This window comes from Cupriavidus sp. Met-2, from assembly GCF_049843575.1.
In the GTDB taxonomy this organism is placed as follows: Bacteria; Pseudomonadota; Gammaproteobacteria; order Burkholderiales; family Burkholderiaceae; genus Cupriavidus; species Cupriavidus metallidurans.
In genome coordinates this window covers 1-12782 of the sequence record NZ_JBBHZL010000009.1, presented here as the reverse complement: position 1 = coordinate 12782, position 12782 = coordinate 1, and the positions used below count along the sequence as shown (strand labels likewise).

Annotated in this window: 11 protein-coding genes; 6 read left to right on the top strand and 5 right to left on the bottom strand. The window is 65.6% G+C overall.

Translation table 11 applies throughout. From position 1 onward, the window contains the following. The 3 genes from WD006_RS18905 to WD006_RS18895 form a co-directional block, all read right to left on the bottom strand. Entirely contained in the window at positions 1-675 is a 675-nt protein-coding gene (locus tag WD006_RS18905) for a histidine phosphatase family protein (protein ID WP_029308886.1), read from the bottom strand. 196 nt (positions 676-871) lie between these two features. Beyond that, complete coding sequence (locus WD006_RS18900) at positions 872-1870, bottom strand: Bug family tripartite tricarboxylate transporter substrate binding protein (RefSeq protein ID WP_029308887.1); 999 nt, start codon at positions 1868-1870, stop codon at positions 872-874. 114 nt (positions 1871-1984) lie between these two features. Then, positions 1985-2662: a TetR/AcrR family transcriptional regulator gene (locus tag WD006_RS18895; RefSeq protein WP_029308888.1), complete on the bottom strand. Its 678-nt coding sequence runs from the start codon at positions 2660-2662 to the stop codon at positions 1985-1987. Positions 2663-2826: 164 nt separating this feature from the next. Here WD006_RS18895 and WD006_RS18890 point away from each other — a divergent pair, with 164 nt between their 5' ends. The 6 genes from WD006_RS18890 (at position 2827) to WD006_RS18865 (ending at position 10527) form a co-directional block, all read left to right on the top strand. Beyond that, a complete protein-coding gene (locus tag WD006_RS18890) occupies positions 2827-3633 on the top strand; it encodes an IclR family transcriptional regulator (RefSeq protein ID WP_008647034.1) in 807 nt (268 codons plus the stop codon). An 82-nt stretch (positions 3634-3715) separates the two neighbouring features. Then, the gene (locus tag WD006_RS18885) at positions 3716-5827 is read left to right on the top strand and encodes an acetate--CoA ligase family protein (protein WP_375199013.1); all 2112 of its coding nucleotides are present in this window, start codon (positions 3716-3718) and stop codon (positions 5825-5827) included. Between the two features lie 42 nt (positions 5828-5869). Further along, complete coding sequence (locus WD006_RS18880) at positions 5870-6856, top strand: Bug family tripartite tricarboxylate transporter substrate binding protein (protein WP_029308891.1); 987 nt, start codon at positions 5870-5872, stop codon at positions 6854-6856. 27 nt (positions 6857-6883) lie between these two features. Then, positions 6884-8197, top strand: a complete 1314-nt coding sequence (locus WD006_RS18875; RefSeq protein ID WP_029308892.1) for a DUF1254 domain-containing protein — start codon at positions 6884-6886, stop codon at positions 8195-8197. 39 nt (positions 8198-8236) lie between these two features. Further along, the gene (locus WD006_RS18870) at positions 8237-9553 is read left to right on the top strand and encodes a DUF1254 domain-containing protein (RefSeq protein ID WP_029308893.1); all 1317 of its coding nucleotides are present in this window, start codon (positions 8237-8239) and stop codon (positions 9551-9553) included. Continuing rightward, positions 9550-10527: a Bug family tripartite tricarboxylate transporter substrate binding protein gene (locus tag WD006_RS18865; RefSeq protein WP_029308894.1), complete on the top strand. Its 978-nt coding sequence runs from the start codon at positions 9550-9552 to the stop codon at positions 10525-10527. The genes WD006_RS18870 and WD006_RS18865 overlap by 4 nt, the downstream gene beginning before the upstream one ends. Positions 10528-10580: 53 nt before the next feature. Here the strand turns inward: WD006_RS18865 and WD006_RS18860 are convergent, their stop codons facing one another. Next, positions 10581-11009: a hypothetical protein gene (locus WD006_RS18860; RefSeq protein WP_011518436.1), complete on the bottom strand. Its 429-nt coding sequence runs from the start codon at positions 11007-11009 to the stop codon at positions 10581-10583. A gap of 112 nt (positions 11010-11121) precedes the next feature. After that, complete coding sequence (locus tag WD006_RS18855; protein WP_029308895.1) at positions 11122-12714, bottom strand: 3'-5' exonuclease family protein; 1593 nt, start codon at positions 12712-12714, stop codon at positions 11122-11124. Positions 12715-12782 lie beyond the last annotated feature (68 nt).

Genomic DNA, 12782 nt, shown 5'->3' with positions numbered 1-12782 from the left:
TCACGCGAAGGTGATCGCGGGACGCCGCTCCGGCAGTTCCAGGTGCGGCACGTTGTTGAAGCTCAGCAGGCGCTGCGTGCCGCGTCCGACGATCAACTCGCAGAAGCCGGTGTTGCGGAACTGCAGGTTCAGTTCGATCGCGGTCTGCGTCGGCGCGCCGAGCAGGTCGGCCACCGCGCGGCCAATGGCGCCGCCCGAGCTGACCACCAGCAATGCGTCCTCCCGCGAGGCGCCTTCGGTCGCATGGGCGAGAGCGGCCTGCATTCGCTGTCCAAACTCGCCCCAGGTTTCCGGCATGCCGGTCAGCTGATCCTGCGTCCAGGCCGCGAATGCGGCGCGGAACGTGCGCCAGTAATCCTGGTAGTCCCCATTCTGATGGGCGCGATGATCCGCGCCGTTGGTGAAGCTGCGGTACAGCGACTCGCCGTCGTATTCATTCAGGCCTGGGTGCGATGCCACAGGCAAGTCACTGATGCCCATGCCGGCCAGGATCTCGCTGGCCGTGTCCTGCTGGCGCACGAGTGTGCCAGCCACCACGCGGCGAAACTGCACACCGCGGTCGCGAAAATACTCGCCCAGCCAGCGTGACTGCTGGCGGCCCGTATCGGACAGGCAGTCGTAGTTGGCGGCCCCGAACGAGGCTTGTCCGTGGCGGACCAGAAATAGCGTTGCCATGAAGTGCGGGCGGCGACGCGCCCGAAAGAGTCTGCGTTGCAGCGATTCTAGATGGGGCCGACTGGCGAGCCTAGCAAGCCTCGCCGAAATTCATGTCGGCCATCTTTTTGCTGCATTTCGCCAGATTTCGCTGCGCTGCCAGAACGGGGCCGGCAGTCAGGTCCGACCCGACCCGACCCGTTCAGGTCAGAACAGGTCAGTCGAGCGTCACACCAGTATCCGCCGTCAGTTTGAGCACCACTGGCAGATAGGCCTTGTACGCGCGCTCGGCTTCAGCCGGCGTGTTGCCGATCGGTTCTGCGCCCAATTCGTCGATCTTCGCGCTCAGTTCTGGTGACTTCACCAGCGCGCTGACCTCGCGGCCCAGCCGTTCGATGATCGCATCCGGTGTCTTTGCCGGCGCCAGCAGCGTGGTCGGGCCAACGATCTTGTAGGCGGCATCGCTGTAGCCGGCCTCCGTGAACGTCGGCACATCCGGCAATGCCTTCGCGCGGGTGGTGCCCGCCACGGCCAGCGGTCGGAGCTTGCCGACCGCAATGTACTGGCGCAGCGTGGTCACGGATCCGATCGTCAGGTTGACCTGTCCGGCGAGCAAGTCGGTCACCATCGGCCCTTCGCCGCGATAGGGAACGTGCAGGATATCGACCCCGTAGGTCTTGTCCATGTACGCCTGGATCGTGTGCGGTTGCGTGCCCGGACCCCAGGAGCCCATGCGCAGCTTGCCCGGTTCCTTCTTCGCGTAGGCAATCAGCTCGGTCACGGTCTTCACCGGCACGGCCGAATTGACGGTCAGCACCGTGCGGGCCATGGCCACGTCGGAGATGGGCCGCAGTTCGGTACGGGGGTCGTATGGGAGCTTCTTGTACAGCGCGATATTGGCCGTGATCGGACCCGGAATCGTCATCAGCAGTGTGTAGCCGTCAGCCGGCGACTTGGCGACAAAGTCCGTGCCGATGATGCCGCCCGCGCCACCCCGGTTTTCGACCACCACCGGCTGCCCAAGGCGCTTGCCAAGGCCTTCGGCCAGTTGCCGGGCCACTGTGTCAGTCAATCCGCCGGCCGGATACGGCACGATCATCCGGATCGGCTTGGACGGATAGTCCCCTTGCGCGAACGTAGCCAGCGGCAGCAGCGCCACAGCGGCGCATGCGGCGCGCATGACCCATCGTCGTCGTGGCGGAATGGTTTGCTTCATGGTGTGTCTCCTCGTTTTGATGCCCGGTCCCTGTCGGGACATACCGCTATGGTTGCGGCTGCTGCGGGCGGTGGATTGGGTGAAGCGAGGGAAAAACCTTTGGAGGCTGGCGTGTCAGTTTTCCAGCCCGAGATAGCAGGCGACCATGCGCGTCATCTCGCCGGACAGGCGCTCGTCGTCGAGCCGGAGCGGGCCCGGATTGTTGAGCACGGCATTGACCAGCAGGCCGAACACCATCTGCATGGCGAAACGCACGCGGACTTCGTTGGCTTCGGCCGGGCCCGGCAGCCGGGGGGTAAGCAGCGCCACCAGCCGTTCGACGATTTCCTCGCCGTTCTTCTGGTGCGGCAGCCATTCCTCCGGGCGCGTGGACGAATGCTTGAGCGACGCGCGAATCACGCCGCGATTGTTGTGGCAGCCATTGACCAGGAAGCGCATGGTCTTCTCGACGATCTGCCGCGCCGGTACTTCGCCCCAGCGATGTTCGGCCATGTAGCGGGCCACCGAGGCGTCTGACTCTTCCATCACCAGCGTGCGCAGCGCGTCGAAGAACGCCATCTTGTCGCGAAAGCGCCCGTAGAACGCCCCGACGGAAACCTGGCAGGCCGCCGAGATCTGCGCGACCGATACCGCTGCGAAGTCACGTTCGGCCAGCAGCTTGCGGCCGGCGGCAAGCAAGGCCTGCTCGGTCTCGCGTGCGCGGCGCTGTCGCGGCGGTTGCAGGATCGACGTCGTGTCTACCCTTGGGAAGGGGGAAGAGGTGGATGGCGCACTCGTAATGGGGCTTTGCATGGCAGATTTCCGTATTCGAATTCGCATTCGGTTTTGAACCTTATGTGCCGCCAACGTGCACCGTCAAGATAGGGATTACGATTTCCAATATTTGGAAATTCATTCCGCCTTTTGACATACGACGACGTCGCCGACCACACTGGACAACAGGAGACAAGATGCAAATGAACACGCCAGTCGAACAATTCATTGCCGAGCGCCGCCGCGAAGATCCTTCGTTCGGCGGGCTGTTGGCCAAGGGTTTCGCGCTGCTTCGCTGCTTCATCGACGACCCTCGCCCATTGGGCAACGGAGAACTGGCGCAGCGGCTGCAGTTGCCGCGGGCCACGGTATCGCGCATCTGCCGCACGTTGTTCGAACTCGGCTACCTCGACTGGGAACCGAAGCTGGACAAGTACTTCGTCAGCGCCCAGGTGCTGGCGCTGGGCTATCCCTACATGGCTGGCCTGCAGGTCCGCCACCTGGCGCGACCGCTGATGCAGGCGCTGGCCAATCAGGTCGAAGGCGCGGTGTCGATGGGCGTGGCCTACCAGCTCGACGTGACTTACCTGGAATCGTGCACGCACATGGAAGGCACGCCGGCGCGGCCGGCGATTGGCGCGGTGCGGTCGGTGCTGACGACCGCGATGGGGCGCGCGTACCTGTGCACGCTGTCGAAGACCGAATTCGAGAAACTGATGACCACGGCGCGCGCAGAGCGGCCCGAGGAGTACGCCGCCTGTTACGACACCTTGTGCCACTGCATTGCCCACTATCCGAAGCGCGGATTCACGCTCAACGAAGGTGATGCGGGAGCGGATGTACATGGCGTGGGGGTGTATTCGCGCGTGGTGTACATGAATCGGCCGCTGCTGTTCAACTGCGCCATCCCCGGGATGCGCGTCAAGCGGGGCTCGATGGAGAAGCGTGTGGCACCGCTGCTGCGCGAGATGGTGCGATCAATAGAAAACATGGCTGGCGTGGGGCGCTAGGCCGCCGGTAGGCGGGACCGGACCTTCCCGCCAGGCTGAACGCGTCGCGGCACGTATCGCGCGCGTCATCAACGGAGACAACATGCAGGATCTGCAACCCTTGCTGCGCCCGCGTTCGATCGCGGTGATCGGCGCGTCGACGCAACCAGAGAAAGTCGGCGGCATGCCGATTCGCCTGTTGGGCGAACTCGGCTACGCCGGCCGCGTGTTCCCGGTGAACCCCGGGGCCGACACCGTGCAGGGCCTGCGCGCGTTTCCGACGGTCGAAGCCATTGGCGAGCCCGTGGACCTGGCGATCGTCGCCGTCCCGGCGCCGGCCGCGCCCGACGTGATGGCGCAGCTCGGCCGCGCGGGAACGCGTGCCGCGGTAGTCTTTACCTCGGGCTTTGCCGAGGTCGCCCACGGCAGCGGGTTGCAGCACGCGCTGGCCACGCAGGCAAAGACGCATGGGGTGCAGCTCCTCGGGCCGAACTGCTTGGGCGCGATGAACCTCGGCGAGCGCATGTTCGCCACGTTCTCGCCGATTCCGCTGACAGGCGTGCCGCCAGTTGGCGGCGTGGGGCTTGTCAGCCAGAGCGGTGCATTCGGTGCCTACGCATTCGCGTTGGCGCGCGAGGCGGGTTTGGGTTTGAGCCACTGGGTCACCACGGGCAACGAGGCGGGTCTGCAGGTGGCCGATGTCATCGAATGGCTCGCGCATGACCCGCAGACGCAGGTGATCCTGGCCTATATCGAGGGTGCGCGCGACGGGATGCGCCTGCGCCAGGCGCTGGCGGCGGCCCGCGCGGCAGGTAAGCCGGTGGTAATCGCCAAGGTCGGTACCACGGCCGCCGGCGCCAGCGCCGCGCAATCGCATACGGCCAGCCTGGCCGGCGAGGACGCCGTGTACCAGGCCGTGTTTGACGAATACGGCGTGCATCGCGCGCATACCCTGGAAGCATTCTTCCGTCTTGGCTACACGCTGGCGCGAGGCAGGCGACCGGCACGCTGGCATTCGCCCACGGGCATGGCGGCGGACGCCGTGGCGCCGGTGGCGATCGTGACCGTTTCTGGTGGCGTTGGCATCATGATGGCCGATAGCGCCGAGTCGCAAGGGCTGCCCCTGCCACCGATGCCCGATGCCGCGGCCGCGGCGCTGCGCGAGGCTGTGCCGTTTGCCAGCACCTCGAATCCGATCGACGTGACCGGACAGGTCGTCGCGCAGCCAAAAGTGCTTGCTGACGCGCTGGCAGGTGTGGCACGCAGCGGCGCATATGGCAGTGTGGCGGCGTTTCTGGCCGGTGGCGGGAACGCGCCGAGGGTGTGGAGCTTGCTGGAGCAAACCGTTGATGATCTGGCGAGCGATCCGCAAGCCGCGCCGCTGACGATTGCCGGCGTGATCTCCGACGAAAAGCGCGCATGGCTCGAGGCGCGCGGCTGCCTGGTGTTCCGCGAGCCGGCGCACACCATCGAGGCGGTGGCCGCGCTTGCCAAGGCTGCCGCGATGACCGAATCCGCGCAATCCCCGGTCGCCCCGGCGCAGCTGCTGTCCGTGCCCGAACTGCCAGCCGACGCAAAGGCGCTGTCTGAAGCCGACGCGATGGCACTGCTGTTGCAGGCTGGCGTTCCCGTGGCACCGCACGGTCTGGCTCGCGATGCCGACGAAGCGGTACGCGTGGCGGAGTCGATCGGTTATCCGGTAGTCGTGAAGCTTTGCTCGCCCGACATCTTGCACAAGAGCGATGTGGGTGGGGTGGTGCTCAACCTGTCTGACGCCGACGCGGTGCGCGCCGCGTTCGAGCGTGTGCGTCGTGCTGCCGGCACCGCAAGGTTCGATGGCGCGCTGGTTGCTCGCATGGTGCGCGGCTGGGGCGAAATCATGGTTGGCGTGCGGCGCGACCCGGTGTTCGGGCTGGTTGCGCTGGCCGGTATCGGCGGCACGGCCGTCGAGATCTTCCGCCAGATGTCCTTCGGACTGGCACCCGTTTCACGCGAACGCGCGCGGGCCATGCTGACGCAGAGTCGCGCCGCCGCGTTGTGCGCCGGCCATCGGGGACATCCCCCGCTCGATCTCGATGCGGTGGCCGATGTCATCGTGAACGTGTCGCGTGCCGCGGATGCCATCGGCGAGCGGCTGGACACACTGGAAATCAACCCGTTCATCGTGAGCGCGGACGGGCTGGTTGCAGCCGATGCGGTGATCACGCTGCGCTGATCGACACGAACAACCACTCATAACAAAGACAGGAGACAGGTTATGCGATCGAAGCTTCGCAGGGCGCTGCTCGGCATGACGCTGGTGCTGGCGGGCGTGTGCATGACGACGGGCGCCGTCAATGCTGCGCGAGTCTATCCAGACAGGCCAATCCGGCTCGTGGTGCCATTCCCCGCGGGTGGCGGTACTGATGTGATCGGTCGGATGCTGGCGGCGAGATTGTCCAACACGCTCAAGACCACGGTCGTGGTGGACAACGTGGTGGGCGCCACGGGCACGATCGGCACGGCTCAAGTGGCACGTGCCGCACCGGATGGTTACACGCTCGTGCTCGGGATCTCCGCCACGCACGCCATTGCGCCGTCTATCTTTCCCAAGCTGCCGTACGACCCGTTGCGCGATTTCGTGCCGATCGGCCGTATCGCCATTGGCGGCAACGTGCTGGTGGCGAATCCGAGCTTCCCTGCCCATGACCTGCGCGCGCTGATCGCCATGGCGAAGCAACCTAATGCCGATCTGACCTACGGGTCCTGGGGGCAGGGTTCCGGTGGCCATCTGGCTGGTGAAAGCCTGAACGTCTCCACTGGCATCCATCTGCGTCATATCCCGTACAAGGGCGTGGCGCCGATGCTGACCGATGTCATGGGCGGGACGCTACCCGTGGCGATGTCGGACCTGGCGGGCACCTTGCCGCTGATCCGCAGCGGTAAGGTGCGGGCGCTGGCCGTGTCTGGATCGGAGCGCTCGGTGGCATTGCCCGATGTGCCGACGTTTGCCGAGAGCGGCGTCGGGTTCCGGCTCGACAGCTGGTTCGCGTTGTTCGCGCCGTCCCGCACACCGGCGCCGATCGTCGAACAGCTCGCCCGCGCAATGCAGGAAGCCATGCAGGACAGCGGGCTGCAGGCGCAGATCGCCAGCCTGGGCATGCGCTACGCGCCGGTTTCCCGCGCGCAGTTCACCAACCAGATGCGTGAAGACACCCGCACCTGGGCAGCACTTGTGAAGTCGAGTGGCGCCGCGCTCGAATGATCCAGAACGTTCAACCGTGAGAATCCCATGAACCATCCTGCTTCCCCAATGTTCCCCGCGCCCGTCCACACCAGCCCGCAGGAGGCAATGGTTGCCGCCGCGGCGCTTCCACTGGTGATTTATGGCTATCCGCTGATCGAAACGCTGCGCACCTGCCGCCTGCAGACTTCTGTCGATGCGCCCACGCGCTATGGCCGCGCCCCGATGAACATGCTGTCCGCCAGCGCACGGCAATGGACCCACGAAGACAGGGACATCGTCACACCGGCCAATGACCTTCTGTACTTCTGCGGCTGGCTGAACCTGGCAGATGGTCCGGCAACGATTCGCGTGCCCGCATTGCCGGATGCGGACCGCTACTACGTGATAGAACTGCTGGACGCGCACACGAACAACTTCGCCAACCTAGGGCCGCGCAACGTACCAAAGGAGGGCGCCGATATCGAGATCGTCGGCCCCGGCCAGCGCGGCAGCGGCGGACAGACCGTGGAGTCGCCGACATCGCTCGTCTGGATCATCGGGCGGGTCCTCGTGACCGGCGCCGATGACCTCGCGCGTGCCTATGCGTTCGAACAGGGCTTCCAGATGGTGAAGAGCGCAGGCCCGGCGCAGCCGCCGAGCGTGGCCCAGTGGCAGGAAAGCGACGACGAAGCCGTCGACTTCTTCCAGAATCTCTATCGCGCCATGCGCGATTTCCCGCCCACGCAGCAGGAACTGGGGCTGTTCACCTTGCTGCGCAAGGTCGGGCTGCGCCTCGAGGATGATCTGGACATCGGCTCGATGCGCCCGTCGATCGTCAACGGCCTGCGCAGCGCCTACGCGCAAGCCATGGTGCTGATCGAAGCGCATACCCGCAGCCAGGGACACAAGGCGTGGGGCTACAGCCTGCGACTGGGCACCTATGGCGATGACTGGCTGCTGCGCGCCTGCACGGCGATGAAGGGGCTGGGTGCCTTGCGCGCCGATGAAGCGGTGTACGCCATGGCCGATTTCGATGCCGATGGCGAACGGCTCCACGGCAACCAGGCATACGAACTGCGCTTTCCGCCTGCCATGCTGCCGCCGGCCGATGCATTCTGGTCCGTCTCGCTCTATGGCGAGGACCGCTTTTTCACGGCCAACGAACTGGGGCGCTACGCCGTGGGCGATCGCACGCCCGGACTGCGCAAGGAGCCGGACGGCACGCTGGTGATCCCCATCGGCCATGCCCGACCGGCGGAAGACGCCAACTGGCTGCCCGCGCCGTCGAGCCACTTCTATCTGATCCTGCGCCTCTACCATCCTTCCGAAGCGTTCCGGGCCGGGCAGTACACGATTCCTGCCGTGCGCCGCGTCGGCTGAGCAAGCACATCATTAGAGAACGACAGGAGACAACGAGACATGACGCAACAAGAGAACACCGCACAGCAACGCGCGCGCGATGCCGTGATCCACACGCTGCCGCTTTACGAGATGGCACGCATGCGCGCCGCCACCTGCCCGCGACGCGATCACACTGGAAGGTTCGCCGGAGACGGGCCCGAATCGACGCTACGCTGGGTCAACCACGTGATTCGCCCTCGCCAGTTGCTTGGCCCGCAGCACCGACAAGTGGTGACGCCGAACAACGACACGCTCTACACCAATGCATGGATCGATTTGTCGCGCGGCCCGGTGGTGCTGGAAGTGCCGGATTTCAACGGGCGCTATTACGTGCTGGGGCTGCTCGATTTCTATACAAATCCGTTTGGCTACATCGGCAGCCGCACGACCGGCACGAGTGCGGGTCGTTTCCTGTTGCACGGGCCGGACTGGCACGGCACGGTACCTGCGGGGATGCGGGCTGTGGCATGTCCGACGAATGCGGTATGGATGATCGGCCGTCTGCTCGTAGACGGCGAAGCCGACCTGCCCGTGGTGCACGCGCTGCAGGATGCCATCGCGCTGCGGCAACTGGACGGCTCGCTGGCGGCGTTCGCATTCGACGTTGCGATGCAACCCGAGGAGCATCTGGGCGACGCGCGACGCTTTGCCGAGGTGGTGAATCGCGTGGTGGGAGAAAACCCGCCGCTGGGTGCGGAGGCCGCCGAGATCGCAGCCTTTGCAGAGGTTGGCATTGGCCATGGCATCGTGCCGACGCCACAGCAGATCGACCTGCTCGACGCCGCCCTGCGTGGCGTGCTGGCGGATCTTGCCGAGCCGCAGCCGTCGGACATGGGCGGCGGTTGGGCAATGTCGGTGGATGTGCGTGAGTCCTTCGGTAGCAATTACCTGCAGCGGGCACTGGTGGCCAGGAACTACATCGGCGCGTTGGGCGTGCAGGAGGCCATGTATGTCATGGCCGACCGTGGTGGCGACGGCGAACCGCTCGACGGCCGGCACGCGTACCGGCTCGATTTCGCCGCCGACAACCTGCCCGATGTCGGCGCATTCTGGTCACTGACGATGTACGACAAAGGCGATTGCATGCTGGTGCCGAACGATATCTCGCGGTACTCACTGGGCGATCGCTCGCCATCACTGACCCGTGGCGCGGACGGCAGCCTGAGCCTCTACCTTTCCGCAACGCCACCGCGTGACGAAGCGCTGCGGGGCAACTGGCTGCCCGCGCCGCCCGGACCGTTCTACGTCGCGCTGCGGTTGTACGTGCCGCAGCCCTCGCACCTGAACCGAACCTATCGCTACCCCGCCATCCAGCTGTTGGAGGTGCCAGCATGAACCCTTCGCAATTGACACGCCGCCGCCTGCTCGGCGCGATGGCGCTGGCTGGCCTGGTGCCGCCAGCCTTCGGGAACGCGTATCCGAGCAAGGCGGTGCGCTTTGTGTCGCCCTACGGGCCGGGCGGGTCGAACGATACGTCGGCGCGAATTCTGGCCGAGGTGTTGAGCCGCAAGTATGGCCAGCAGGTGGTGGTCGAGAACAAGCCGGGCGCCGGCACGCGCGTGGCGAGCGAATCCGTGGCCCACGCGGCGGCGGATGGCTACACGCTGCTGTGGGCGGCCGCACCGTTCGCAATCAATACCGGCGCAGGCTTGTCACAACGTTTCGATATCCACAAGGATTTCGTCGCCGTGGGCCCTCGCGTGCTGGGGCCGCTTTTCCTGATCGTCAACGCGAACTCTTCGGTGAAGACCGTGGCGGATTTCGTCAAGCTGGCGAAGCAGAAGCCAGACGGGGTGAACTTCGCGTCGCCGGGTATCGGCTCGGGGCCGCACCTGACGGCGGAACTGTTCGCATCGCAGGCCGGGTTCAAGGTGGTGAACGTGCACTACCGGGGCGATGCGACGGCCTACACGGAACTGCTGGCCGGGCGCGTCGACGCAACGCTGACCGCCATCACCACGGCGCTGCCTTTTATTCAGGCGGGCAAGCTGCGCGTGATCGCCGTGGCGGCGGAACAGCGCACGCCGGTCTATCAGGATGCGCCCACCTTCGCGGAACAAGGTGTGCCGGGCGTGGTCGGCTATGGCTGGTTCGGCATCGTCGCGCCGGCAGGTACGCCTGCGCCCATCGTGCGACAACTCAATCAGGATGCCAGTCAGGCATTGAGTGATGCGCAGGTTCGGCAAAAGCTTCTCGCGCTCGGCCTGCAACCCGAGCCTGGTAGCAGCGCCGATTTCGCCGCATTTATCGATAGCGAGGTGAAGAAGTGGGGCACGCTGGTGCGCACGCGGGGACTCGTGCTCGAGTGAGGCGGGTGGTGCCTGTTGGCGCCCAGAGCGTGCGCTGATGCGCCGACGGCGGGTCAACTGTTGCTGGTAGCGGAGGGTTTCCTTGCCAGTCCTGCGCACTGACCTATCAGAGTCTGGGCACAACAGGCACTCCCGCTCCACTCGCCACGGCTGATCTTGCCGTCCGCGCCGGCGATGAGCTTGCGCTGGCAATACGCGACCGTGGGAGGCGGCTCGAGTTGCGCGTCGCGTGGACCGCTGCCCGGTGGGTGGGCGGTGGGCATTTCATCGGTCCAGACATAGGCCGTGCCGTCCGGAGCGGCCTGTACGGTCTGTGGCGGCCCCCACTGCGCCTTGGCTTGCTCGACCGGCGCCCCTTTCCAGGATTCGAAGATCCGTTGCATGGTGCCCGCCTCCAGATTGGCGCAGGCGGTGGTCAGCGCGATCGCGGCAGCGGCGATCATGCCGGTGCGGCCAGGGGAGCGTCGGGGTGGTGCAGGCATGGAGACTCCATCAGGGGCGGCAGTCCTCCCCTCGGAGACTAGGCGAGCCAGGCGCCGGCTGCCAGTGCATTTATGCGTGCTGCCGCACCGTTCGCCAGCCCGTTCGGCTGTTTTAGCTGAAGAGCCCCGGCGTCTGACTGTGCTCCGAGGCGTTTGCCGTATGCTTTCCCGCCGTGCGAGGCACGCGGGCCGCTCTGGGCTCCGGGAGGACCGGCGGCGTCAGCACGAACTCGCGTGTAGATAACAGGGGTACGGCGCTGGCCTTCAACTCCTCGATCCGCGGGGCCAGGATCTGGTAGGTATCGATGTCGAAGCGGGCCGGCGCGACCAATTGCCGGGCGGCGTCCTCAAGCGTGGGGGCCGAGCCCAGGTAGCACCAGTCTTCGATGATGTGCCAGGGGAAACGATCGCCGGAAGCTTCACGCCAGGCAATTGCTCCTGCAAACGGCCAGCGCTGGATGGCCATGGAAGCCATTGCTTCCACGGTGCGTTCCCGATGGGCCGTCTGGGATTCCTCCCCGGTGCAGGCGCCCGCGCATCGGTGCAACTGCCGCGCGAAACAAGGGCTGCCCCGGCGGGTGGTGCCTTCGAGCATCAGCGTCGCCAGGCAAAGCCGGTGTTCATCCGCCAGCGATCGCAGGCGCGCTTGCGCGGAGGCCCGGCTCGGAAATGCACCATATAGTGCGGCGTGTCGACTGAAATCGACGTGACGATCCGAACGCAGGCGCGGCGCAGGCAGCCCGTCGAGCATTTCCCAGGAGAACAGCTCGGTGTTCTGGCGCAGCAGGTGGTTGTGCAGCGGGCGCAGTGTCTTGACCAGATGCGCCTCGCTCAGCAGTGCGCCGATTTCTCCTCCGGTCTCGTGCCACTCGACGCGACGCACGGAGCGGGACAGCCGCATCTCCCTGGCGTTGCTGTGATCCCCGGCGAAGTGGGCGCGAATGCGCTGGCGCAGATGGATGCTCTTGCCAACGTAGAGCGGCACGTCGTCGTCGCCATAGAAGAGATAGACGCCCGGGCGATCCGGTACATCGTCCAATGCAGTTTCTTCCAGACCCGCTGGCAGGCTGGCGTGCTTGACCAGCGACGTCACGGCGGATTCGACCAGGTCGACCGAATAGATCTCGTGAATCTTCTGCCAGAACTGCCAGAGCAGCTCGGCATCGGCTAGCGCGCGGTGCCGACCCTTCGGCGTCAGGCCGAAGCGGGCGATCAGGGCATCCAGGCCATGGCGCTCGACGGACGGAAAGAGCGACCGGGACAGACGAAGCGTGCAAAGTACGTCCGCACGGAAGGTCACGCCAGCGCGGCGGAACTCGTTCTTCAGAAACCCATAGTCGAAGCGCGCATTGTGGGCGACGAACAGGCGGCCTTGCAGCTTCTCGGCCAGGGCTTCGGCAATCAATGCAAAGGTGGGCTGGCCGCGGACCATTTCGTCGGTGATGCCGGTCAGTCCCTGTACGAACGGTGGGATGCTGGTCAGGGGATCGACCAGCGTGTCCCATTCCTGAATGCCGTCGGGGCCGACTTCGACCACACCGATTTCGGTGATGCGGTCTCGCTGCGCGTCCGCCCCGGTTGTTTCCAGATCGACAAATACAATAGGCCGGGCAAGCGCGGCAGCAAGCGCCTGTGCATCGAGCATGCCGGGCTCGCGGCTGGTCAACTTCTCTGGAAGGTAGGTGGGCGGTTCTTGGAGGGTCATGCGGCGATTCTAATAGATAGGTAAATTCTTTTACGAAACCTCTTGCGTTCCGCGGTGTGGTCATCTAA